This window comes from Bacillus sp. FAU20 (assembly GCF_056033865.1).
Genome location: NZ_JBVYHY010000003.1, coordinates 706366 through 727266, shown reverse-complemented (window position 1 = coordinate 727266; position 20901 = coordinate 706366). Strand labels below are relative to the sequence as shown.

Sequence of the window (20901 nt, the reverse complement as noted above, 5' to 3'; positions counted from 1 at the left end):
TGCTAGATAATGCTTTCTGCTGGAACTTCAATTTCATTCGAATTCTGATTTTGGCTATTCGATTCACCTTGTTCACGGTATTTCTGATTTAACCTTAAATAATGCCAAATATCCATTTCATTATCGATGTGATGATGTTTATATCCTTGGCGTAATAAAGAGAGGTAGAGTTCATCCATAAACTCACTGAATGTTAACCCTCCTCCCTCTACCCGTTTGGGTTTTCTTCTTCTCCAGATTCAGAATTACCACCAGCCGCTTCCACTGTTTCATTAATAATTGCATTAATTACATCTGAAGTAGTCGATAAGAATTTACGTGCATCCACACCATCCCAATATTGATCTAATGTAAATTGTCCATCGTATACTTTTACTACAAATTTGACCATTTTATCCATATCCTCTGGACCAGGATTATTTGGTATTTCAGCAAGCTCAGGTGCCTGACGAATTAGACGAGCTGGAATGAACTCCGGTAAATTAAAAGTTTCATTTTCCTTATTGATTCGTAAAGTTAATTTCATAGTTTATTCCTCCTTAGTTAATAAAAAAGAGAGAGCTTTTGCTCCCCCTTACTTTCCTGCTGGCGGCGTTACTGGTTTTTCATATACCTTTTTGAACCAGTTATCACCAACGGCTTTTGTAAATGTAGGCTCATCAGCATCAGCTGTAAATTTTGGTCTATCATCAAAATCACGTTCAATAAATGAGCCTTTAAGTTTTGTAGTTTGGAAGTTAGGCTTATCCTTCTTAGTTTCGCCTTCTTCTTCCTCTTGTGAAAGTTTCCCTTTTAACAACCAAACATATCGATATTTCCCGTTAGCCTTTAAGAAACGCCATCCAATTGCCAAATATGGTTTTTCACCCTCACGTTTTTCGTCTAATACACCATCCTTAACTTCTGGATACCCTTCAATATCTGCTTTTGTTGATAATGAAATACTACGAAGCTCAATTTCTACTTCTACTTCTCCATCAGACTCAGCAATTTCTGATTTTTTATTATCACTCCACATAATTTCGGAAGCTACCTTTTTAGAAGTTTTAATCTTTACTGCGCCTTCCATTTCCTTTACTGTGTCATAATCGACACCTGTTGCATCATCTTTCAATAATTTCGCATAAACAAGACTATCTACACCGACAGTCGAACTAATTTTAATAACTTCTCCAGCCATCTATAACTCCACTCCCTTCGCGAATCGCATCGCATAATGAAAAATTTGTGTATCATCTTCATATAAATCAGCAACCGCATAACGTGAGAAACCAATACATTTCATGATTTCATTCACTTTTTGATGGATTGCTGTTGTACTGCCTTTCGACCAAATATCGATTTGGAATGTAATTTCACTTTCACTTTCCTCGTTATCTGCAAAACTATCTGGCCTATTGTCTAATTCAAAAAACGTAATACGAGGAAACTCTTCAGCGTTTTTGGCTTTACGATAATAAACACGTTTTCCACCTAATAAAGAAACAAGCCCTTGATTATTTTCAAGAGCTTGCACAATTTCGGGTCGTAAATTTATCATAGATTCAACCTCATTTCATTCTTCAAAATATCTGTCATAGCACGAATTGCCGCTTCTTTTGAAGAATTAAATCCTGGTTCTATAAATGGTTGAGCTGGCATTTTAGATGTTCCCCATTCTAAGAATTTCCCATAAAAGAATGGAGAACGATCTGCTTTATCTATCCCGATTTTAATAGTTTTTATGCCACCTTCCATTTTAGCTTTTGTAACTCGTATATTATCAGCCAAATGTTGTCCCGTACGCCACGGTTCACTTTTCGTTGCTCTTTTAGGACTATCACTTCTTGGGGCTATTTCAGAAATAGCTTTTCGAATAGGCTCACCACCTCCTGCAAGAGCTTTATCTTCAATCTTTTCCCCACGTAGACCCATTTGCTCTAATTCAGATATCAAGCGATCAAAACCTAAAAAATCAACACCATCAGCCATTCATTCCACCACGCTTCCACATGATTGATAAAGTGTGTTTTTCAGTTGGAATAACTGAAATAATGTCATACATTACGTTCTTATACTTAATCTTCATATCAGCATTCACACCTGCGCGAAATCGTATTTCCGTTTCACCCTGAACTTCACTATTAGCTGATGCTGCTTCAAAGTATTTTCTTCCCTTTAAAAAAATAAAAGAGCCACATACAGTAAAAGAATCCTTATAACCTTCTATTGGATCACCGTCTGGGCTCTTTGCTTCATCGTCTTTCACTTGAAATGTAAGACGTTTATCTAATTTACCCGGATTCACTTGAATCACCACCACAATATTGCAATTGAATTAATATTGACTGCAAACTAAATGCCAATTGTTCAGCTTTTCCAACCGCTTCACGGTTTTCATGCCAATGAGCAATTAAAATACGAGCTGCTAATTTAGCAAGCTCGCTTTTTAAATCTACATTTTTACTTGTGGCATTTTTAATATATATTTCAGCCGCTATTACGAAAGATGTAATGAGGTCGTCCTCCTCATCACCATCCACACGAAGATACTTTTTCGCTTCCTCTAATGTTAGTACCAAGAAGGACACCTCCTACCTTATTAAGCTCCTGTTTTAGGTGCAACTGTAATTTGTCCATACACAACCGCTTCTGTATCCCACAATGTCACGTCTTCACGTTCAATCGCTCGGAATTCTGTTGTATTGCCTCTCCAAGCACTTCCTCCCTCTTTCGTCATATCAAGGGATAACTGCTGTCTATCCCATAACACAACCGCTTCTTTCAAATCCCCAACAATAAATGGTGCTTTACCATCTTTATCTGTAGCAATTGTCTTATTAGATAAAACAATAACTGGCTTTCCTGACAGTAACTTACGAGTTGGATTTGTTGGATCTGGTTGAAGAAGTGGACGACCATCCTTATCCTCTAATTGATCTAAGTAATTGAACCCATCTTGGTTTGTAATAATGTTTGCTACAGCTGAGAAAGCTGGATCTAATGTGACATTTAATGCAGTTTTGATGCCTTTATAATCCTTTAAATCAACTTTTGTTAATTTGTTGATTTCTTGTAAAATTAAATAATTACGAGTTGCAATAGATTTCTTCGCAATCCACTGACGTAAATAAGCTTCTAGCGCTTGATCCGTATCATTTAATAAATCATTTGGTACAGGTAGGAATCCTGCATAATCCTCAATAACATACGGCAAACGATCAAATTGTGGTGAAGCAATTTCTTGCATCGCATTTGGATTTCCATACTCAGATAATGGCGCAAAAGGTGTAGATGCCGCACGCTTTTCTAATGTACGGGCCCCCTTGTTTGTTGAAACAGGTTGTACATTTACATATTGTTCTAAATTATCAACCGTCTGTTTTAATTGGTTAATAGTTGTAGTAATATCTTCTGGAACAATATAACCGCCATCTTTTCCTGTATTCTCAGATAGTGCTGCTTTGTATTCCTGCATAACGCTTGCTTCTTCATGGCTTAAACTTTGACCACGTATTGCTTTCATAAATACTTCTTTATACGATGTATCTTCATTTTGGATTGATGCTGGAGGTAACGCTCCTGTTTGTGAGTTTACAGGTTCAGGAACTTGAATTTGTTTCATTGCTAGATAGTTATCTAGTTCGTTTTTCGCGTTTTTCGCTTCCTCGATTGTCGCCTTTGCATCTTCATATTTACCGCTGTTATTAAATTCCTCAGCTTTCGCTTTTAAATCAGCTACTCTTTGACGTAATTCTTGTTCATGTTTATCCATTCATTATTTCCTCCTTGTTTTGGCACGAAAAATAGACCTATAGTTCTAACAGGTCTAGTGCGTTTTGTATTTTTAATTGTTCATTAAGGTCATTCTTAGGAAGGGAAGGCGATTTTGCTACTACTTTACTAGGTGTTTTCTGATATTTATCAAAGTAATCACTACTACAAGCTGCGACTTCTTTTGCTTCCACAACTTCAATATTGAAATATTTTTCAGCTTCTTCACCACTTAACCAGGTCTCAGCATCTACTAATTGTTGAATTTCTTCAATTTCAATGCCTTCTTTTAAGTTTTCCTTATATACATTCATAATCCCAGACTCGATGTTATCCAAGTCTTCTGCTGCTTTTCGGAAATCAATTGCATTTCCAGCTGCATATGTCCAAGGCTTATGAATCATTAAGAAAGCATTAGAAGGGACAACAACACGATCACCAGCCAAGGCGATTACGGAAGCGATAGAAGCTGCAACACCATCAACATAAACCGTTTTTTGAGCCTTATTCCGCTTTAACATGTTATAAATGGCTAGACCAGCAAATACAGAGCCACCGCCACTATTTACATAGATATTAAGGTTACTTTTATCATCCAATTGCCCCAAAATATTTTTCACATCATCAGGCATAATGTCAGAATCATCCCATTTCCAACCTGTATTATTTATGATGTCACCATAGATAAATAGGTCTGCTGACGATTCTGTTTGATTTTTAATAGTGAATACGTCTTTAATTGTCCTCACCTCCTTTCAGCAACAAACCTCCACTAGCTTTTGCTAATTGATATTCATCCGCAATCTCAATGGATACATGATTTAGATCGACACGATGTTTATCACCATATTCTCCAATTCCATCTATATCTTCAAGCTCTAATACTTTATTAATTGAGAAAGCACCAGCATCTAACATAATCTTGTAAAATTCCGCTCTAGATTTAGAATCGGCGCGAAGTAAACTTGTTAGATTAAATTTCAAATAATAACGCTTTTGTTCATTAAATGAAAATGTTTTATAAGAAAATTCTTCTTCATACTGGATAAGAATTGGACTCAATGTATTTTGGATAAAATCCAATGCCTGTTGCTCAATGTTTGAGAATGTAGCTCGATCTAACTCATTAATCATGTGTAATGGAATATTAAAAATGTTTGCAATCTCAGCCTTATCGAACTTCATACCTTCAATAAATTGAGCATCCTTTAATGGCATCCCGACTTTCTCAAATTCTAAACCAGCATCCAAAATTGCTATCCTTTGAGCATTATTCAAACCTGTATTTGCTTCTTCCCAAGCATCACGAAGTACATCTTTTGCTTCTTTTCCAAGGGCTTGTTGAGTTTTCAATATCCCACTATGTGCTGCACCATTTGTAAAGAATTTACCTTTAAATTTTTGTGCCGCTTGTGAACTACCTATAGACTCTCTTGCGATCTGAATCGGTGGTTTACCCTTCAGTCCATCAGTAGACAACGTAGTAAGATGAATAATGTCATCATCAGTTATTTTAATAGGTGTACCATCTGGCAAACTCGTAAAATACCATAATTTATTTGTCTTCAGGTCCACGATTGGAGTTGTTACAGCCGGATTTAGTGCCCATAATTCTTTCGGTCTACCATCCGCACCCCAATGAATATTGATGTAAGCATTTCCCCATGTATTTCGGTGCGTTTCGATTAAATGCTTGAATTTAAATGGGCTTTGATAAGGGTTCGGTCTTCTTTCCAAAACAAATGACACTTGATGCATCTTATCTCGTTCTCTTCCTTTTGATGTCTTTCTAAAAACTTGAAAAGGAAGCATTGCAACACTGTTTGCAAGGATATTTATACAGCGATAAACTGTCGGGACACCTAAAGAGGACTCAACTGTTACCTTTTCACCGCTTGCTGCTTGATATCCAAATAAACTTTTAAACCAAGGAGAAGGATTTTTTAAATCTGTCGTATCCTGATTTTTAAATAAATGCCGAAAAATCAAAAGTTTCACCTCCTTTCTATCTTCTTATCATTACCACCCCCAGCATTGTGAGAATAATCCCTAATAGATACCATCCATAAATCGGATTAACAAAAAAAGTCGTCCCTACAATGATGGACAACCCCGAAATCAATAGAATATCTTCTAAAATACTTATAAAAAATAATAAGAATCGCATGTGATTCCTCCTAGAATGAGAAATCTTGACTTAAAATATAAGAGTTTAAGTCCATCTCACCAGAATTAAGCATGCATCGAACATGCGAGTTAATTACAGCCGCTATCGGATCAATTCTTTCTGTTGTTTTCGACTTGTCCAACATGATATTTTCGTTAGCATCCTGTTTTGTTATAGCATTACTAGTTGCCCAGTTCAGTACAGGGTTGTTGTTATGGATGACCTTCTTTTGATACACTTGTTCACGAAAATCCTTTGTAGGGCCTGATAAAGTTGCCATACCTTGGCGTATCTCTATCATGGTATACCCTTCTGCCTCCATGTCTTGCATAAATTGCGTTGCGTTCCATGGATCAGCACATATTTCTTTAATCTTAAATTTATGATCTTTTTCCATATTTCTAATATGTGTTTTAATATATTCGTAATCAACTACTGCACCAGGTGTTGTTGTGATCCATTTTTGTTGTACCCACAGATCATAAGGGACTTTATCCGTTTTTCTCTTTTCAGCTAACGTATCTTCTGGCATAAAGCTATGACTAATTACGATATACTTATCGTCCTTTTTAAACTCAAATGAAATACTTGTTAAGTCAATTTTTGCTGATAAATCAACACCTACTGTGCATTCCAACCCTTTTAATTCGGATAATTCCACCGTTTCCTTGCAATCCTTCCATTTTTGCATATCCATGTAGCCGTTTTCTTTCATATCCACCCATCTATTCATGTTTTTTGTGAGATAATTACGCATTTTCTCAGGTACATCAAGGGCTGATTGAAGCTCTCCCTTTAAGAAAGTACGTCCTTCTTCATAACTACATAGGATTGGATTTGCTTTCTCCCATACTTCTGGATTCGTAATCTCATCATCTTTATCTAATTCATTAACCATGACAAAATATTCTTCGTTTTCAATATCAATATTAGGGTCCAAAATCTTAGAAACATATTGATACTCCACACGATAGCAAGGATGACTCAAATTGAAACCAGCTGTTGTTATAATCATCATGAGTGGATTCGGACGAGCACCCGAACCTGACACCAGAACATCATAAATTTCAGAAGTAGGATGCGCATGATACTCATCAATAATTCCGCACTGAACATTCAGCCCATCACCAGATTTCCCAGCGTCTTTTGATAGTGCTGAAATAAAAGAATCCGTTTTAAGGTGTTCAATTTTTCCATACGCAATATTGAACTTTCCTTTTAAATCCTCACATCCATTCATTTGTGCTTTAATTTCATTCCAGACAATTTTACTTTGTTCTGTTTTCGTAGCACCAATGTAGACTTCTGACATATTTTCACCAAATGCCATCGCTTCATAAGAACCTACACACGCTAAAGATTGAGACTTTGCGTTTTTACGTCCAACTTGCCAATACGCCTTTTTAAATCGCCTTAATCCTGTATTACGATGAACCCATCCGTAAATATTGCTAAATACGAAAATTTGTATGGAATGTGGTTCAATTCTCTGACCTGCTAATTTTCCTTTTGTATGTTTAAAAAGAGACATCCACTTTAAGAAACGAAGTGCTTTTTCTTCTTTAAAAACATATGGAAAATCTTCAGAACCTTCACGTTCAATATCTTTTAAAAATCGTTTACAAGCTTGTTTATGCTTCTGACAAGCCACAACTTCACCATTTAATACATCATCACAGTAGTCCAACATCCATTGTCTGATCATGTTATACGTCAAACTCCTTCTCTACATTTGTTTTCGGACCTTGTTTACTATTTGGAATGACAATTTTCGCTCTTGCACTTGGCGTAAGACCAAACTCAACAGCCAAAGCCTTCATTTGTTCATGCAACTGCTTCTTCTTTGTAAGTAGTGGATGTGGAACTTTATTGGTTTCAGCTGCCTTATTGGTATATTCAACAAGAAGTCCTTCTTCTCGGATAATTTTGGTGCATGCAACATAGTCAGAATAAGCATCGCAATACGTTGCTAATGCATTCACATCTATGTTTGTGATAACGTCTAGCTCCAGTAATTCACCAGCAATTCTCCTAAACTCTTTCTTTGCAACTGAATCTAACCACGTTGGTGGCTTTACCTTATCTTTTTTTGCTTGTAACTGTTTTTCAGCTTTTAATCGTTGTTCAATTTCATCTTTTGTCAATCGATTTGTATTACCTTCTAATAAATGCAAATGAATCGGCTTCGCTTTCCTTCCTATGCGAACCACCTCCCTCAGCTGAACCCCCTTTTATGGAATAAAACGAACTTTTTACACGGAAAGCTAGGCGGCGGTCTCCAGGAAGTCGCCTTTTGCTTTTTCATAGTGGGGGGATGATTATGATTTTTTTCTTTCGAATTATTTTTTGTTTTTCTTCTCATCTTCTTTTGTTTTCTTATTATGGCAAGCATGGCAAAGCGTTTGTAAATTAGATGGTTCTAATCGTTTCGACCAATCAACACGGATAGGAATGATATGATCGACTACATCACCTATCTTAATGATGTCCTTGCTTCTACATTGAACACATAAGCCATGATCTCTACGATAAATAAGCTCACGCATTTCCTTCCACAATCTTGAGTTGTAGAATGAACGTGAGCTTTTGTTTCGAATATGTTTGTCGTAATATCTTACGGTTTCTTTTTCCTTTTGGATATGTTTAGCACAATACTTATCCCGTGTTAGTTCGTTGCAACCTAACGACTTGCACGGCTTGAATGGTTTACTTGGCATTCATATCACTCCATAATAGGATGATTATGTTGAATGATCTCAGTATTTAAACGCTTGTTATCAACTGGCACATGTTCAACATGAATGTATGTCATATCAAACTTATCAACCGACTTTGACTCCCAATCAAATGCAACACGTAACTTTCTATCAATCTGTTTACCTTTGTAATGAACTACGGGAATAGCATCTATATCTGTTAATGTAATTGTTAATAACGGTTCTTGTTCTTGTTCTTGCTCTTGATTTGATTTACTCTCTAGCTTCTTAAAAAACTGTTTGCATGGATCTAATTCAATAGGATCTAATCCTTGCAATGATCTTGCTTCATTAATACTTAGCAAACCTTCTTTAAGCTTCTTCTCAATAAGTTCAGCTTTCTTCATTACCATTTCGCTTCACTCCTTTACTTAGTACCTTCTATCCTCTTCCTCAATCGTTTCATTTCATCCTCAATGGCCAGATTCTTTTTATTAATCCGTTCATGATACTTTGCAATATCCGCTTGATGCTTGCGAATCTTATCGTTCACGTATGCAGCAACATGTTCCTTGCTACAATGAGGACATATGAAGTAACACTTTTCAATACGATTAGGAAGCTGTGCTACTTGTGGTTGTATGTCGTAATCTTCATTACAATTAGAGCAGTAGACTTTCATCTATCCTCACCTCATTTGAAAGAATATTCCGATTATGCATTTACAAATAAATACAAATTGTTATAATAAAGTTAACATTGCCATCAGGAAAAGTGATTTGCACCCCAATGCGAGTTGCTTTTCCTTTTTTTATGGCTATTTTTCTAAAAATTCATCCACCGCTTTGCCAAGCAAACTAATCATTGCTTCTCTCTTTTGCTTTGGTGTTGTATTATCTTGCATTTCATTAAAGATAGGAAGTACACTTTCTAATTTCTTTTTATTGATACGTTCATTTACAAGGTCTTGTCCTAGCATTGAAATGAATGTACCAATTGCAACCGCTTGTTCTTGTTTATTTAGTTTCATTAGCTATCTCCCCCTACATTTCCTTAACATGTTCTTGAAACAATTTTATTTGCTGTTGGTTGAATTCTAGAAACAGCTTCACTAATTGTCTTCCCATCTAAAACAGTAGGAACTTTTACTGTGATTCCATCCAATTCACTCTTACCTGTAAACTTACCCATAACCTTTTCCAATTTCTCCAATGCAGCCACACATTCATTAGCAGCCTCAGTAATTTCCTTCATTTGTTTTAACGCTTCTGATGTATCAGCATCAATATTAATCCTTAATTTGTTATTAGCCATCGACAATCCCCTCCGCAGCTTTCTTTAATCTCTCTATCTTTTCTTGTGCATCTTTAGGAAGAACGCTCATTTTAGTGCTTAATTCCTTTTTTAAGTGATCAATCGTGTTGATTACACCTTCGATTCTCATAGATAAGTCGTTAATTACTTTTTGTTGATCTCGATTCACACTATCTAAACCATTAACTATTTTTTCTAATTGATCGATTCTTTCCGCAAGATATTGATTATCCATCTTTCATCCTCCTCCAAAATAAAAAGCACCCTTATGGATGCTTTGAAATGGGTTATTAATTTGTACTTTAATTCCGGTACGTGAAGTTTCATCCTTATTCCAATCACCTAATGATGAACCGCTGAGCGCATCAACAATATTAAGTAACTGGAAGAAGAGCAAAAGCTCTCCCTAATGACAGTATCATTCAATCATTACCATCTGCTGGTTTCGGATTTTATGTGCCATCATTACGAAATCGTTTAGACAACATATAGTTTATAAAGGAATCTTTGTGAGTCGTGTTTTCCGCCACTTCTCACAATACAAATATATCACGTAAATCCCAAAACAACCGGCACATTTCCTGCCAAAAAGCGGTCACGACTCTGCCACTTATTTTTCTTATCAATATCCTAACCTACTCTTTGCAACTGTTTTGCCCAAATCAGTGGTTTTTGGCAACCGCTTATCTCCCCTGTCCTTTCTCCAATGAGTTACCCATATCTTGTATTGTGTGTAACTGACCGCTTCGCTGAATCCCTTGATATCATTGATTTCATTTCACTTTCTCTTTTGAGTTACACAGTACGAAATTTATGAGTAACTGTATAGGGATACCACCAGCATTTTTCAAAATAGCCTACGCTATGTAAAAAAATAAAATAAGCTGCCCATGTGGACAGCTTATTTACATAATTATCGAAAGCGGAAGTTAAAAATTTTTAGTTTCTTGCTCAATTAAAGCACCCGTTAGTTGAAGCACAACCGCTTTTTGATTCTCTTATACAGTATTTTCAACTATGTACCAGTTAGTTTAAATTACAGGAAGTGAACTCTAGTTTATAAAGTTTACAGAGTTCAAAGTAATCAGCATTCTTCTTTGATAATTACTTCATTTTGGCAATTATCACCTTAAAAATTACTAATAACCCTACAGTCGTAATGATAGACAATCCATATGTCAATAACGGCTTTTTGTAATATAGCCGAGTCATAAAATAAAGTCCAAGGTTAAAGAGCACTGTATACATAAAACCCCAGCTGTTATGGTAAGAAAATTCTCCAAGTTTTAGACCCACCCACTCAATTAGGAACCTATGAGATGTCTTAAAAATATTTTAATAAAAAATGAAGGGAAAGTCGCTATGAATACTTATGAAAAAGACCAAATTATGAGTGCTGTTATCTCTTTATTAGAGATAATTGTGGTTATGAAAAGCGGGAAAGATCTCATCCCTAAAATTGTTCTAGCTGTACTTTTAAGAGTTGTTACAGACGATAAATTAATAAGAATTTTACTGATTTTACTGACCATTATTTTAGACGAACTTTCGGATTAAACTTCGCTATTTGAGTCAAATGTGACATAAAAGAACAATGGATTTTCCTCCCTCTACTTCAAGTAAACTGTCCTTTAGTTGAATAAGGAATCCTGTATATCCTATACAGGGAAGGTTCACATAACACATCATTACCGGTAGCAAGAAAGAGGCGAATCCCTACTTACAAAAGAAATTTGCCTTTTTCTTTTTCTATAACTCTATGCATCTTTTTATACATCCCTATCCTGGCGTGGATTTAGGGTTCTTGTTTGTTACTGGATTAGCCGAAAAATTGTATAAAATCTTGCATACTTTTAACGTGTTTTTTTCCAAAATGCTACGATACCTCTAGATTTAAAAGAAATAAGTAATGCTTAAATTTTAAACCTAGTCATTGCTTTATCCATTGCATCTTGGTTTACACCTATATAACGTAACGTGACCTTCTCTGACGAGTGATTGAATATCTCCATAAGTAATGCTATGTTTTTCGTTTGCATGTACATATGATACCCGTACGTTTTTCTCAGTGTATGTGTTCCTATTTCATCTAATCCAAACTCTGCCGCTGCTCCACTTAATATCTTATATGCCATACTACGCCCAATAGGACGATTCTTCCCTTGTCTACTTTGTAATAAATACTCATTGTCTTCTCTTTCTTCAATAAACCATTTCAGTTCTCTTTTCAGCGCTGCAGTAATTTGTATTCGTTTCTGTTTCCCGGTTTTCTTTTCTCTCATAGATATATGACTACCTTTGACATCTCCTACCTTCAATTTCAAAATGTCCGATATTCTCAAGCCTGTATTGATTCCCATAATGAAGAGAATGTAATTACGTAAGCTCTTTTCTTTAAAATACTCTTTTAGCTGCTGTATTTCTTCTGGATCACGTATTGGCTGAACAAAATTCATTATTCATTACCTCCAGTCTCTTCTGTCTCGTAAACTTCTAATCCAAGTGCAAAAGCAAGCTTATAAAATGCTTTAGACTTCCAACGTCGATAAGTACGCTCTGACATCCCTATTTCGTTGTAAACCATGTAATCACATACGTCCTCTTCTTCTAAATAACGTTTATAAATAATATCTCTTTGAATGCTTCCTGCACGTCCGTTCCCTAATCGATTTAGAAACTGATCAATACGTACTGACATTCTTTCAAGCCATTCTTCTCGTTTACTTTGTTGAATATTTGCCATAGCAACATCTTCTAATGGTTTTCCAACTGTATGTGTAGGACCATGCTCACGTACTTCATAAGAAGGAGTGACTTTCATTTCTTTACGCATCATCCCAAATTGTCTATGTATACGTACGCTTTCCAACACACCTTCTAATTCCTCTTGTGTTGCTGTTCTATCAATTTTTGGTAAGAAAGATAATTGTTTAGTCATGTAAGACCACTCCTTTTTATTTTTAAATTACTTTTGTCTTAATGCTCCGCGTCTTCGTTCATAACAAGGTCTATGCATCCCCATTAAATCTTCAATTTCACGAGTGCTAAATTTCTCTTTTCGTTTTTTCTTCTTTTTCTTTTTCGCTTGTTGCGATTGCTTCTTCCATTCACGTAACTGATCCTTTAAACCCTTCATTTCCCCATCTCCCTTTTCAAAATAAAAAGGACACCTATTCGTAAAACAGTCATAATTGCTGCTTTAATGAATTGGTGTCCTCTAGTTTTCTAGCCGGACTATATTATTTTTTATTTTAAAATACCAACTTGTACAAAGAGGTTTCTCCAAGCTTTATTAACTTGATACTTCTCCACTTCTTTTGTGCGACGAGCAATTGCCTTTCTAATTTTTCTTTTCTTTAAACTAGCCATTTCTCTTAACCTCACTTTCTATTTTCGACTGTATCTACATTCGGAAACATAGATAACACTGGTACCCTATAACCACGTAGTTTAAATTCATATTTCTCTCCAGTATTAACTTTCGCCTGAACATCTGCTGAATCGAATTTCATCATAAACACACTATCTTTATTTACAATTACCTTTTCTGAACTATCATCTTGTTTTACAACAATATAAAATTTATCGTGATCGTTACTTCTCTTTGTATATTTATCGATTACTTCACCTTTAACTGTTGTTACATGCGTATAATTAATCACTTCAAAAACAATTGAAAACAATACTATTGCAACAATTGCTATAAGGCCAAACCACTCTTTACTTTTCATCTTGTAACCTCACATTCTATTAAAAGGATTATTTTGTTTGGTTTTCTTCCTTATCGAATGGTCCAATATCTTCTCCAACTGCCCCTAAATAATTTTCACGATCCGTTTCCCAACAATTACGACACATCTTTTCACCTGGTACAAAATCCAATAAATGTGGTCCACGTAATTCTTTTCTAATTTCACCACACCATCCGCATTCTCCACCGTTCTCATACTCTGCCATAATCTTATTTAATTGACCTTCTGGAATACTTACATAACCAATCTGTTCTGCACACGCTAACTCGCCTGTATCGTATTTACTAGGCATCCCATCGTATCCGTAAGACTCCATATAATCATCTGTCATTTTATTCAAATCGATTACCAATCTATCATTAATAACTTTTAACCTTAATGTAGCCATTTTCTTGTCCTCCCCTGAATAAAACTCAATATTCCGTCAATACTGTAGACAACCCATTAAGTTCCTTTCTCCTTGTTCCCCCTTGGAGAATCGAGCAGTTAGCTTTTGCTGGCTGCTCTTTTATTTCGTTCTTGCTCTTGCTTCTTAAAGAATTCTTTAACTGCGCTTTCCCAATAAGTACACATTATCCATTCCTCCTTGAATAATTCCATAAGCTTTGTCCATACTATAAATGCACTTGAGTTCTGAACTTCCTTCTTAACTCTTTTCTGGAGAGCGGTTAGCTTTTGCTAGCTGCTCTTTATATGAACTTTATTTAGTAATTCAACTTTTCATTTTCTCGAATAAATTCCAATTTTCCGGTAACACTAAGTACAAGCTACTTTTTTCCCCAAAGTAGTCCCTTTTAGCAGTGCTTGTGAGAGGCAGTTAGCTTTTGCTAGCTGCTTTTTGTACTGAGTTAATAAAATCTTGTTCTTATTTCTTTTTTTACACCATATACTTCTAACGTAGACTCAGCTCAAAGTGTTACCTCCTATCTTAAAGAGCACTTATGCATGGTGCTCTTTTTTAGTTTCCTTTTTTCTACAAAATGAAATTTTTATTAAGCTTTCCCCGCATAACATTTTCAATTTTGTTTATACTATAACTGTAACTTCTAAGTTACAAAGCATTGTGGTGATGCTCTTGTTGGACAACAAAGCAGTTAGCTTTTGCTAGCTGCTTTTTATTTGTAAAAAGCACTCAATTAACTGGACTCACATATAATATTCTGAGTTCCTTTCTATATAAAATAGTCATTATAAAATGGGTCTCGTCACGAGAGCACTTTACTAAGTGCTCTTTTTATGTTCCGAATTAATACAAAATGAAGTTTTTCACCATTTGATAAAATAAACATAATAATAGTTAATGAAAAGGCATTTATATTCAACCTCCAGAGGAGCACTTTAATTAGTTGCTCCTTTCTACATATACAATTTAGATACCAAATAGCGTTTTGGTTATAAACTCATCTTTTTAATTGCCTTACATTGAAACTCTTGTATATGGTAAAATATAGTAGATTCGTATTTTAAGGAGGTTTTAATATGCCACACGAAGTTTGGCTGCCTATTCTCCTAGCAATATTCGTTGTATTTTTCCTTGATAAAGAGGAAAAACACAAACAATAACTTTATTTCTTTGTTCCAGCTTAAATATATGTACGCAGTATTTAAGCTGGTATTTTTTCAAATAACGATTTTGTTTTAATTAATTCCTTGCAATGCTTGCATTGGCCCAAAAAACAGCTTCTTCAAGTTTTGTTAAAGCTAACGACTTTTCACGACTGTTCGGGCATGATCCGTCAATCAAATTTGCGAAATGCAAAGCTTCATTTCTAATATCCACAAACTTCTCTGTTTGTCCCTCTTTAGGCGGATGATAAGTAAAATTCTTTTTAATTTGTTCTTTCATGATTTTTAGCTCCTTTTCCAAAATAAAGATTTTGTTTAAACAACTCACACCCTGAGAAAAAACACATATATTATCATGTACTCTTTTACAATAAGAGTCTTGGTCAGAGAGCACTTCTATAAGTGCTCTTTTAATTTATTTAGATGTATCACGTTTTACATACAATAGACATAGAATGCAATGAGCACGCAAGACATAGTTTCTATATAATCGTGTACATTTTTTGTACGCGATTTTTTTATTAGATAAGGATTTTGTTTAAAACTCATTAACCTTATTGATTCCTTTGCATACATTACAATCACAAGGAATTCTACAGGTTTCCCTAGGCCAGTTACCTTGTATTCCTTGCACACCTTAAGGGAAGAATCCGTTTATAAACAAACGGGTTCTTTTATTTTGGGTTATAAAATAACTATTTTATTAAATTTCATTGTTCTATTTTCCTTATAAACCTTACAAATTTGTAATATTACTGTCACCTAAATAGATAGTTAATTGGTTAATCTTGGCTTAACATACAGAATGACTAAACAAAACATCAATGAAAGGTGCCACTTGATGGAAAGAAAATTATTACGCTACGGAATTTTGAGTATAGCTTTTCTCACTATCCCAATGATATTTTTACATTTGGTATCGTCTCAATCCATTCCCAAAGAATACGGTAAAGAATGGCCAGAAGTTCAAAGAACAGCTGAACTAGTAACTATCGGTTACTTTAAAAAAGAAAAAAATCTTGAAATTGTAATTGATAAAATTAGTCCATCAGAAGAATATAGAACGCATGAAATCTTCCTATACGGACATGTCACTGATAACGAACTACAAAAAGTTTATGCTGTTGTAAATTTTAGTGAGCACTATTCGGTTGAAGACATTTCTGAATACGAATTGAAATCCCAGAGCAGTTAACTTAATGTTAGGTGCTCTTTTAATTAAAATAACGCTTTTGTTTAGTTATCTTTTATGTCATAACTAATTATTTCAGCATCATCAAAATTCAAATCTGTTTCATCTATTTTTCTTACTTTTAAACCAGGTATTTCTTTTTGCAACAAATGTACAACATCATCTGCACAATCCGAACGACTTTCTACACGGGCAATTATGATATTCATCTGATTTTCAGATACATTCTCTGGCAAGATAAAATCATAAGATATTTTCCTTTTAATTCTTTCTTCTACTGTGATTTCTACTTTTCCCATTTCCCATCTCTCCTTATTTAATAAAATTCAAATTTGGTCTTACTTTACATCTACACGTGCTTGACTTGCTTCTCGACTAAAACCATCCGGATACCTTTTAGCTAATTTTGCGATATTCATTTGAGCAATATCTTCTAAGGTATACCCCATTTCGTGGGCCATAATGGAGAGATAGTACAAGATGTCCCCCAACTCTAAAGCTAATTTATGGGTATTCCCGTTTTCCTCTCCTAAACAATGAGCCGGATCAAATCCATGGCCATGGAAAATAGCTTTTTTTACAATATCAGCAACCTCACCAGATTCTCCTGAAAGTCCTAATGCTGCATTTAAAACACGTCCACCAAAATCCTGATTTGTATTCCATGTACGTAATGCCGCTTCTTGATATTGATCTAATTCACAAATTTGATTGTTGTTCATTAAGGCTTGTCCTTCCTTTGATTTACTGATTAATTTAGTTACTTCCAAAACACCGTTTTTCATTTCTTTCATTTTGATTTCCCCTTCCTATTTAGCAAATTCCTAATCCTATCGGACGATTTTCAATTAAATACTTATCCGCTTGATCTATTACAAGAAGCGCAACTTCCGCTTGGTGTCTCCTTAACGCTTTTGCCATCTTCGGTAAGCTCATACCTTGACTCCACATTTCACGAAACCGTACTACATCTCTTTCATCCCAAATGAAGTTAGCTTCTTCTAAAGCGATGTATATTTTTAAACGTGATTCCTTCATCGCTTCATGATTTCTTGCTACACTCATAAGCGAACCTACTTTCTAAAAATGATTATTTTATCTTTTCAGTAAACTTAGTATCCACACGATCAACTTTACCGTTTACCCAAACCGCAACTTGCTCACCGAATCCGCTCATTGGTGGATTGACTGCTGTAACATTTCCGTCCTTCACTATTAAAAGTTTGTTGCTGCTAACATCAATTTCTATTTTTTTCATATATCCCTCTCCCTTTTACTACCGCATGTACTCGACAACATCAGGTTTAAATCCACTCCCTAAGTAAACCCGTACCGGAATTATTTCTTTTTTATCCCTTGCTGCCTTACACAATTCTTCAGCTGTATCCCAACTAAAAAATTTATCTACAGCTCTTTGAAATCTCCATATTGCCATTACATATTGTTCAAAGATGTCATAGCGATCATCTTGTTTAGTTGTGCGTGGTAACTCATCTGTACACTTTGCATTCTTTGGAACCTGGACGCGTACATCAGCATATGTATTGCGTCCAGTTCCTTTCTTAACATTGGCTTTCATTACATCAAACTCACAAATTGCTGGCTCTACATCGAAAATATTTAGTTGTTTAGCCATGTGCCATTTCACTCTTTTCAAGAATGTCCAGTAATTCAGTTGCTCCTTCTTTACTTAGAAACATTCTTCCATCCAGCAATTCAATGTTTGATTCAGAAACTTTGCCAGTTACAAAACATGACTTTTCGTGTTTTCTTAAAACAATGTTTTCCCCTTCAACATGAAAGCCTAATGCTGTACCTTCAGCAATCCCTAAAGTCCTGCGTAACTCAACCGGAATTACTACACGCCCTAGCTCGTCCACTTTTCTTGTAACGCCTGTATTTTTCATATTTCGCTCCCCCTTATTAACTTACTTTTTGTTGTTGATTCCGTTGCAACTCTTGTTTCATTGATTCAAATTTGATTAACCATGCTTTCCAACGCTTATCGTTGTCTTCTTGCTGCTGTATTGCCACTTCACAATTACAACCTTTTGTTTCAATCACACCTGGATAAGTTTCTTTACGAACAATTCCTGTATCATGACATAATACACACATGCTTATTCCTCCTTTTTGAAGTTACGCAAACTGTAGTTCTCACCTTTCATTTTCAAAACTTGTGTATCTTCCATAATCCGACTAAACTCACGCTCTCCGTACATGCCAGCTAACTCCATAACTCCAAAGTTTGTTGTAAATAAGTTTGTTCTGCCTAGCCTACGCTCGAGAATGTCTTTTGTTTTCGTTTTCTTCCAAGTAACTCCCTCAGCATCTTTTTCCGTGAACTCAGCTCCAAAGTCATCTAATATAAGTACATCTACATTTGCTAGAATAGACATTAGCTTGTCCTCTGTTAACTCGCTATTTTTATTCCAAGTAGATGTTATTTTTGTAAAGAGTGCGTTCATTTCTATAAACATTGCGCTGTAGCCTTTTCTCATAATTTCTTTTGTAGCCGCTACACATAAATGACTCTTCCCGACTCTATAGTCACCTGTTATTACAATGCTTTCTGATTTGTTAGGATCAAAATTTCTAGCGAAATCCATCATTACTTCTTTTGCATTTGCTAGTTCCTGTGTAGGTGGTGTGTAACTATCAAATGTTGCTTTTTTCAATTTAGGATTAATAAGGCTGTTATCTGAAAACGAATCGTATAAATGAATAATTTCGTTTTTCTTCTTAATAGCCAGTGTTTCTTTTGCAAGTTGCTGGTCCTCTTGCTCTACCGATCTACATTGTGGACAAAACTCTTCATTTGTTTTTGTATCTATAAGTAAGCGTTTATTACAAACGTCTTTAATTTTGTCTTTCCCGACCAAGAAAACATTTGTACATCTATTAGGAGACAACACATAACTTTGAGCAAATTTACTCAAAATCGTATTTTTCGATGAAGCTACTGTTTTTCCTAACGCTTGCATTGTTTTTCTCTCCTTTTTTACCTTTGTTTTTAAACTCTATTTCTGCTGCATTCACATCAGCTAAAGTACGAATGTTTTTATTTACCCACTGTTTTAAAATGCCCTCAGCATAATTCCATTTCTTCTGCTGTTTCAAAGCACGCTCCATAGCCGCTTGTACAAGTTCTTCGCTTGTATCGTTTACCCATTGCGAAATACTTTCGGCTATGAATGAATTTAAAATACCGAAATTATTTTCGTAGAAAGAGAAGATGCTACTACTACTTACATTCTCTGTAGTATTCTTTGTAGTAATCTCTGTATTTGTCTTTACTTTAAAGTCAGGAGCTTCATTACTTTCATGTGAAGAGGTACCTGATTTTGAAGTAACTACCCTCTTTACTTCAAAGTCAACAGGGTCTTCTTCGACTTGTTGATACATACTTGATATGCTTTTTATTTCACTTACTTTAGGCTCAACGAACATTACATTATTTAAAGTGATTTCATTTACAATAATTGTTCTAAATTCGATTACGATTAAGTTCATATCCACTAATAAGTCACAAGCTCGTTTAACTTGTAGTTTTGAAAATCCAAATGTTTCTGCTAATTGCTGATAACTCTTTTGTAACTTATCTGATTTGAATTTTTTCTTATAAGTAACCTTGCCAGTATATTCATCTCGAATAACTGTAGGACGATACCAATAGACGATTTCACTCAATACCATAATTGCTACAATGTGAGGCTTACCATTACTAAAAGTGATGTAATTAAACCATTCATGATCCACTACATTACCTTTGAAATTTAATCCACCAATTTCAGTTACTACGTTTGCCATAAATATTTACCTCCTAATACAAACTGCCACATATGCTTGTCCACTTCTGATTATTCGTTGAATTTCATAATGCGGATAACCAACTTTGAAATACTGTTCAATCATTTCCTTTAATTCGTCCTTGCTCTCTGCTAAGTTCCAGAATTTATTAGGTAATAGCACTTGATATTTAGTTAAACGCATGTACTATTTCCCTACTTTCCGTGATATACTTATAACAAGTGTTTTTTCTTAAAGGACCCACTGCCATGGGTCTTTTTATTTTGTTCTACGTCACTCCAAGCCCATTGTTTTATTGGCTCATAAGTGATGTAAAGTAACCATGAACCGCATGCGATTAACATTGCAAATATGACTAATGATGTTGTATCTTCCACTAAATCACCTCCTTATTTATCAAACGGTAATTTTGTTAAAAACCTGAAATTCTATTTTAACTAGCATTTGTTCCCACCTTTTGTGCTTCTACCCATTTAAGAAAGTCTTCCGCTTTAACGCGTTTGCTTTTTCCAATTACAATTGTTGGGAAGTCCTTTCTCTTCATAAGTGCGTATGCGGCTGATCGAGAAATATTTAAGAATTCCTGTACATCCTCCGCTTTCAGTGAAAATGGTAGTTGTTTAATTTGGTACATGTTTTTTCACTCCAATC

At 35.1% G+C, this 20901-nt stretch carries 38 protein-coding genes; 2 read left to right on the top strand and 36 right to left on the bottom strand.

Annotated features, from left to right (window positions below; genetic code table 11):
* Positions 1-2 precede the first annotated feature (2 nt).
* From AC0OM3_RS04300 to AC0OM3_RS04215, 18 genes are all read right to left on the bottom strand, one after another.
* Positions 3-179: a hypothetical protein gene (locus AC0OM3_RS04300; protein ID WP_161494413.1), complete on the bottom strand. Its 177-nt coding sequence runs from the start codon at positions 177-179 to the stop codon at positions 3-5.
* 29 nt (positions 180-208) lie between these two features.
* Complete coding sequence (gene gpG / locus AC0OM3_RS04295; RefSeq protein WP_098330787.1) at positions 209-526, bottom strand: phage tail assembly chaperone G; 318 nt, start codon at positions 524-526, stop codon at positions 209-211.
* Positions 527-574: 48 nt separating this feature from the next.
* Positions 575-1180: a major tail protein gene (locus AC0OM3_RS04290; protein ID WP_000896768.1), complete on the bottom strand. Its 606-nt coding sequence runs from the start codon at positions 1178-1180 to the stop codon at positions 575-577.
* Positions 1181-1540 carry a tail completion protein gp17 gene (gene gp17 / locus AC0OM3_RS04285; protein ID WP_098330786.1) on the bottom strand — a complete coding sequence of 120 codons (360 nt, stop codon included), beginning with the start codon at positions 1538-1540 and terminating at the stop codon, positions 1181-1183.
* The gene (locus AC0OM3_RS04280) at positions 1537-1971 is read right to left on the bottom strand and encodes an HK97-gp10 family putative phage morphogenesis protein (protein ID WP_474211112.1); all 435 of its coding nucleotides are present in this window, start codon (positions 1969-1971) and stop codon (positions 1537-1539) included. The genes gp17 and AC0OM3_RS04280 overlap by 4 nt, the downstream gene beginning before the upstream one ends.
* Positions 1964-2287, bottom strand: coding sequence for a phage head closure protein (locus tag AC0OM3_RS04275; protein WP_474211111.1), 324 nt, complete (start codon positions 2285-2287; stop codon positions 1964-1966). The genes AC0OM3_RS04280 and AC0OM3_RS04275 overlap by 8 nt, the downstream gene beginning before the upstream one ends.
* Entirely contained in the window at positions 2274-2561 is a 288-nt protein-coding gene (locus tag AC0OM3_RS04270) for a head-tail connector protein (protein WP_098330783.1), read from the bottom strand. The genes AC0OM3_RS04275 and AC0OM3_RS04270 overlap by 14 nt, the downstream gene beginning before the upstream one ends.
* Positions 2562-2581: 20 nt before the next feature.
* Complete coding sequence (locus AC0OM3_RS04265; protein ID WP_474211110.1) at positions 2582-3754, bottom strand: phage major capsid protein; 1173 nt, start codon at positions 3752-3754, stop codon at positions 2582-2584.
* Positions 3755-3791: 37 nt separating this feature from the next.
* The gene (locus AC0OM3_RS04260) at positions 3792-4502 is read right to left on the bottom strand and encodes a head maturation protease, ClpP-related (RefSeq protein ID WP_001259165.1); all 711 of its coding nucleotides are present in this window, start codon (positions 4500-4502) and stop codon (positions 3792-3794) included.
* Positions 4489-5742: a phage portal protein gene (locus AC0OM3_RS04255; RefSeq protein ID WP_098330780.1), complete on the bottom strand. Its 1254-nt coding sequence runs from the start codon at positions 5740-5742 to the stop codon at positions 4489-4491. Before AC0OM3_RS04255 ends, AC0OM3_RS04260 begins: the two co-directional genes overlap by 14 nt.
* A 188-nt stretch (positions 5743-5930) precedes the next feature.
* Entirely contained in the window at positions 5931-7625 is a 1695-nt protein-coding gene (locus AC0OM3_RS04250) for a terminase large subunit (protein WP_098330779.1), read from the bottom strand.
* A 1-nt stretch (position 7626) separates the two neighbouring features.
* Positions 7627-8130, bottom strand: a complete 504-nt coding sequence (locus AC0OM3_RS04245) for a phage terminase small subunit P27 family (protein ID WP_474211109.1) — start codon at positions 8128-8130, stop codon at positions 7627-7629.
* A 129-nt stretch (positions 8131-8259) separates the two neighbouring features.
* Positions 8260-8637 carry an HNH endonuclease gene (locus AC0OM3_RS04240; protein ID WP_474211108.1) on the bottom strand — a complete coding sequence of 126 codons (378 nt, stop codon included), beginning with the start codon at positions 8635-8637 and terminating at the stop codon, positions 8260-8262.
* A gap of 5 nt (positions 8638-8642) precedes the next feature.
* Positions 8643-9029: a hypothetical protein gene (locus tag AC0OM3_RS04235; RefSeq protein ID WP_474211107.1), complete on the bottom strand. Its 387-nt coding sequence runs from the start codon at positions 9027-9029 to the stop codon at positions 8643-8645.
* Positions 9030-9043: 14 nt separating this feature from the next.
* A complete protein-coding gene (locus AC0OM3_RS04230) occupies positions 9044-9298 on the bottom strand; it encodes a hypothetical protein (protein ID WP_410255236.1) in 255 nt (84 codons plus the stop codon).
* Between the two features lie 135 nt (positions 9299-9433).
* Complete coding sequence (locus AC0OM3_RS04225) at positions 9434-9646, bottom strand: hypothetical protein (protein ID WP_474211106.1); 213 nt, start codon at positions 9644-9646, stop codon at positions 9434-9436.
* 23 nt (positions 9647-9669) lie between these two features.
* On the bottom strand, positions 9670-9930 hold the full coding sequence (locus AC0OM3_RS04220) for a hypothetical protein (RefSeq protein ID WP_474211105.1): 261 nt from the start codon (positions 9928-9930) through the stop codon (positions 9670-9672).
* On the bottom strand, positions 9923-10165 hold the full coding sequence (locus tag AC0OM3_RS04215) for a hypothetical protein (protein WP_474211104.1): 243 nt from the start codon (positions 10163-10165) through the stop codon (positions 9923-9925). Before AC0OM3_RS04215 ends, AC0OM3_RS04220 begins: the two co-directional genes overlap by 8 nt.
* 1127 nt (positions 10166-11292) lie before the next feature.
* Here AC0OM3_RS04215 and AC0OM3_RS04210 point away from each other — a divergent pair.
* Entirely contained in the window at positions 11293-11487 is a 195-nt protein-coding gene (locus AC0OM3_RS04210) for a hypothetical protein (RefSeq protein ID WP_474211103.1), read from the top strand.
* A 356-nt stretch (positions 11488-11843) separates the two neighbouring features.
* On the opposite strand, the gene AC0OM3_RS04205 is transcribed toward AC0OM3_RS04210, so the two are convergent.
* From AC0OM3_RS04205 to AC0OM3_RS04175, 7 genes are all read right to left on the bottom strand, one after another.
* A complete protein-coding gene (locus AC0OM3_RS04205) occupies positions 11844-12386 on the bottom strand; it encodes a site-specific integrase (protein WP_001012113.1) in 543 nt (180 codons plus the stop codon).
* Positions 12386-12868 (bottom strand): ArpU family phage packaging/lysis transcriptional regulator, encoded by a 483-nt coding sequence (locus tag AC0OM3_RS04200; protein WP_000166190.1) that lies wholly within the window; start codon positions 12866-12868, stop codon positions 12386-12388. Before AC0OM3_RS04200 ends, AC0OM3_RS04205 begins: the two co-directional genes overlap by 1 nt.
* A gap of 27 nt (positions 12869-12895) precedes the next feature.
* Entirely contained in the window at positions 12896-13066 is a 171-nt protein-coding gene (locus AC0OM3_RS04195; RefSeq protein ID WP_474211102.1) for a hypothetical protein, read from the bottom strand.
* Positions 13067-13176: 110 nt separating this feature from the next.
* Positions 13177-13299, bottom strand: coding sequence for a DUF3983 domain-containing protein (locus tag AC0OM3_RS04190; protein WP_474211101.1), 123 nt, complete (start codon positions 13297-13299; stop codon positions 13177-13179).
* Between the two features lie 11 nt (positions 13300-13310).
* The gene (locus tag AC0OM3_RS04185; protein ID WP_410255588.1) at positions 13311-13661 is read right to left on the bottom strand and encodes a hypothetical protein; all 351 of its coding nucleotides are present in this window, start codon (positions 13659-13661) and stop codon (positions 13311-13313) included.
* 28 nt (positions 13662-13689) lie between these two features.
* Entirely contained in the window at positions 13690-14070 is a 381-nt protein-coding gene (locus AC0OM3_RS04180; protein ID WP_474211100.1) for a hypothetical protein, read from the bottom strand.
* Between the two features lie 1254 nt (positions 14071-15324).
* Positions 15325-15528: an Acb2/Tad1 domain-containing protein gene (locus AC0OM3_RS04175; RefSeq protein ID WP_000662953.1), complete on the bottom strand. Its 204-nt coding sequence runs from the start codon at positions 15526-15528 to the stop codon at positions 15325-15327.
* Positions 15529-16089: 561 nt separating this feature from the next.
* Here AC0OM3_RS04175 and AC0OM3_RS04170 point away from each other — a divergent pair.
* Positions 16090-16443, top strand: coding sequence for a phosphoglycolate phosphatase (locus AC0OM3_RS04170; RefSeq protein WP_474211099.1), 354 nt, complete (start codon positions 16090-16092; stop codon positions 16441-16443).
* Positions 16444-16484: 41 nt separating this feature from the next.
* On the opposite strand, the gene AC0OM3_RS04165 is transcribed toward AC0OM3_RS04170, so the two are convergent.
* The 11 genes from AC0OM3_RS04165 to AC0OM3_RS04115 all read right to left on the bottom strand — a co-directional run bounded on the left by AC0OM3_RS04165 (position 16485) and on the right by AC0OM3_RS04115 (position 20884).
* On the bottom strand, positions 16485-16739 hold the full coding sequence (locus AC0OM3_RS04165; protein ID WP_474211098.1) for a hypothetical protein: 255 nt from the start codon (positions 16737-16739) through the stop codon (positions 16485-16487).
* A 39-nt stretch (positions 16740-16778) separates the two neighbouring features.
* Positions 16779-17234, bottom strand: coding sequence for a nucleoside triphosphate pyrophosphohydrolase family protein (locus tag AC0OM3_RS04160; protein WP_098330765.1), 456 nt, complete (start codon positions 17232-17234; stop codon positions 16779-16781).
* Positions 17235-17253: 19 nt separating this feature from the next.
* Positions 17254-17505: a hypothetical protein gene (locus AC0OM3_RS04155; RefSeq protein WP_000109490.1), complete on the bottom strand. Its 252-nt coding sequence runs from the start codon at positions 17503-17505 to the stop codon at positions 17254-17256.
* 25 nt (positions 17506-17530) lie between these two features.
* A complete protein-coding gene (locus tag AC0OM3_RS04150) occupies positions 17531-17698 on the bottom strand; it encodes a DUF3954 domain-containing protein (protein ID WP_000717826.1) in 168 nt (55 codons plus the stop codon).
* An 18-nt stretch (positions 17699-17716) separates the two neighbouring features.
* Positions 17717-18076, bottom strand: a complete 360-nt coding sequence (locus AC0OM3_RS04145) for a cell division protein SepF (RefSeq protein ID WP_087997019.1) — start codon at positions 18074-18076, stop codon at positions 17717-17719.
* Positions 18069-18347, bottom strand: a complete 279-nt coding sequence (locus AC0OM3_RS04140; protein WP_474211097.1) for an AbrB/MazE/SpoVT family DNA-binding domain-containing protein — start codon at positions 18345-18347, stop codon at positions 18069-18071. Before AC0OM3_RS04140 ends, AC0OM3_RS04145 begins: the two co-directional genes overlap by 8 nt.
* A 16-nt stretch (positions 18348-18363) precedes the next feature.
* On the bottom strand, positions 18364-18558 hold the full coding sequence (locus AC0OM3_RS04135) for a hypothetical protein (RefSeq protein WP_474211096.1): 195 nt from the start codon (positions 18556-18558) through the stop codon (positions 18364-18366).
* A 2-nt stretch (positions 18559-18560) separates the two neighbouring features.
* On the bottom strand, positions 18561-19424 hold the full coding sequence (locus AC0OM3_RS04130) for an ATP-binding protein (RefSeq protein ID WP_474211095.1): 864 nt from the start codon (positions 19422-19424) through the stop codon (positions 18561-18563).
* Positions 19372-20250 (bottom strand): DnaD domain-containing protein, encoded by an 879-nt coding sequence (locus AC0OM3_RS04125; RefSeq protein WP_474211094.1) that lies wholly within the window; start codon positions 20248-20250, stop codon positions 19372-19374. Before AC0OM3_RS04125 ends, AC0OM3_RS04130 begins: the two co-directional genes overlap by 53 nt.
* 212 nt (positions 20251-20462) lie before the next feature.
* Entirely contained in the window at positions 20463-20627 is a 165-nt protein-coding gene (locus AC0OM3_RS04120) for a hypothetical protein (RefSeq protein WP_000390305.1), read from the bottom strand.
* A gap of 56 nt (positions 20628-20683) precedes the next feature.
* Positions 20684-20884, bottom strand: coding sequence for a helix-turn-helix domain-containing protein (locus AC0OM3_RS04115; RefSeq protein WP_000284333.1), 201 nt, complete (start codon positions 20882-20884; stop codon positions 20684-20686).
* Positions 20885-20901 lie beyond the last annotated feature (17 nt).

Bases quoted from the DNA above. Each gene is read 5' to 3' on its own strand.
- AC0OM3_RS04200 (WP_000166190.1), bottom strand. From the start codon at position 12,868: ATGACTAAACAATTATCTTTCTTACCAAAAATTGATAGAACAGCAACA.
- AC0OM3_RS04145 (WP_087997019.1), bottom strand. From the start codon at position 18,076: ATGGCTAAACAACTAAATATTTTCGATGTAGAGCCAGCAATTTGTGAG.
- AC0OM3_RS04180 (WP_474211100.1), bottom strand. From the start codon at position 14,070: ATGGCTACATTAAGGTTAAAAGTTATTAATGATAGATTGGTAATCGAT.
- AC0OM3_RS04265 (WP_474211110.1), bottom strand. From the start codon at position 3,754: ATGGATAAACATGAACAAGAATTACGTCAAAGAGTAGCTGATTTAAAA.
- AC0OM3_RS04150 (WP_000717826.1), bottom strand. From the start codon at position 17,698: ATGAAAAAAATAGAAATTGATGTTAGCAGCAACAAACTTTTAATAGTG.
- AC0OM3_RS04135 (WP_474211096.1), bottom strand. From the start codon at position 18,558: ATGTGTGTATTATGTCATGATACAGGAATTGTTCGTAAAGAAACTTAT.
- AC0OM3_RS04190 (WP_474211101.1), bottom strand. From the start codon at position 13,299: ATGGCTAGTTTAAAGAAAAGAAAAATTAGAAAGGCAATTGCTCGTCGC.
- AC0OM3_RS04240 (WP_474211108.1), bottom strand. From the start codon at position 8,637: ATGCCAAGTAAACCATTCAAGCCGTGCAAGTCGTTAGGTTGCAACGAA.
- AC0OM3_RS04205 (WP_001012113.1), bottom strand. From the start codon at position 12,386: ATGAATTTTGTTCAGCCAATACGTGATCCAGAAGAAATACAGCAGCTA.
- AC0OM3_RS04130 (WP_474211095.1), bottom strand. From the start codon at position 19,424: ATGCAAGCGTTAGGAAAAACAGTAGCTTCATCGAAAAATACGATTTTG.
- AC0OM3_RS04160 (WP_098330765.1), bottom strand. From the start codon at position 17,234: ATGAAAGAAATGAAAAACGGTGTTTTGGAAGTAACTAAATTAATCAGT.
- AC0OM3_RS04125 (WP_474211094.1), bottom strand. From the start codon at position 20,250: ATGGCAAACGTAGTAACTGAAATTGGTGGATTAAATTTCAAAGGTAAT.
- AC0OM3_RS04250 (WP_098330779.1), bottom strand. From the start codon at position 7,625: ATGATCAGACAATGGATGTTGGACTACTGTGATGATGTATTAAATGGT.
- AC0OM3_RS04230 (WP_410255236.1), bottom strand. From the start codon at position 9,298: ATGAAAGTCTACTGCTCTAATTGTAATGAAGATTACGACATACAACCA.
- AC0OM3_RS04170 (WP_474211099.1), top strand. From the start codon at position 16,090: ATGGAAAGAAAATTATTACGCTACGGAATTTTGAGTATAGCTTTTCTC.
- gp17 (WP_098330786.1), bottom strand. From the start codon at position 1,540: ATGATAAATTTACGACCCGAAATTGTGCAAGCTCTTGAAAATAATCAA.
- AC0OM3_RS04155 (WP_000109490.1), bottom strand. From the start codon at position 17,505: ATGAGTGTAGCAAGAAATCATGAAGCGATGAAGGAATCACGTTTAAAA.
- AC0OM3_RS04210 (WP_474211103.1), top strand. From the start codon at position 11,293: ATGAATACTTATGAAAAAGACCAAATTATGAGTGCTGTTATCTCTTTA.
- gpG (WP_098330787.1), bottom strand. From the start codon at position 526: ATGAAATTAACTTTACGAATCAATAAGGAAAATGAAACTTTTAATTTA.
- AC0OM3_RS04280 (WP_474211112.1), bottom strand. From the start codon at position 1,971: ATGGCTGATGGTGTTGATTTTTTAGGTTTTGATCGCTTGATATCTGAA.
- AC0OM3_RS04185 (WP_410255588.1), bottom strand. From the start codon at position 13,661: ATGAAAAGTAAAGAGTGGTTTGGCCTTATAGCAATTGTTGCAATAGTA.
- AC0OM3_RS04140 (WP_474211097.1), bottom strand. From the start codon at position 18,347: ATGAAAAATACAGGCGTTACAAGAAAAGTGGACGAGCTAGGGCGTGTA.
- AC0OM3_RS04215 (WP_474211104.1), bottom strand. From the start codon at position 10,165: ATGGATAATCAATATCTTGCGGAAAGAATCGATCAATTAGAAAAAATA.
- AC0OM3_RS04225 (WP_474211106.1), bottom strand. From the start codon at position 9,646: ATGAAACTAAATAAACAAGAACAAGCGGTTGCAATTGGTACATTCATT.
- AC0OM3_RS04115 (WP_000284333.1), bottom strand. From the start codon at position 20,884: ATGTACCAAATTAAACAACTACCATTTTCACTGAAAGCGGAGGATGTA.
- AC0OM3_RS04290 (WP_000896768.1), bottom strand. From the start codon at position 1,180: ATGGCTGGAGAAGTTATTAAAATTAGTTCGACTGTCGGTGTAGATAGT.
- AC0OM3_RS04195 (WP_474211102.1), bottom strand. From the start codon at position 13,066: ATGAAGGGTTTAAAGGATCAGTTACGTGAATGGAAGAAGCAATCGCAA.
- AC0OM3_RS04165 (WP_474211098.1), bottom strand. From the start codon at position 16,739: ATGGGAAAAGTAGAAATCACAGTAGAAGAAAGAATTAAAAGGAAAATA.
- AC0OM3_RS04175 (WP_000662953.1), bottom strand. From the start codon at position 15,528: ATGAAAGAACAAATTAAAAAGAATTTTACTTATCATCCGCCTAAAGAG.
- AC0OM3_RS04220 (WP_474211105.1), bottom strand. From the start codon at position 9,930: ATGGCTAATAACAAATTAAGGATTAATATTGATGCTGATACATCAGAA.
- AC0OM3_RS04235 (WP_474211107.1), bottom strand. From the start codon at position 9,029: ATGGTAATGAAGAAAGCTGAACTTATTGAGAAGAAGCTTAAAGAAGGT.
- AC0OM3_RS04300 (WP_161494413.1), bottom strand. From the start codon at position 179: ATGGATGAACTCTACCTCTCTTTATTACGCCAAGGATATAAACATCAT.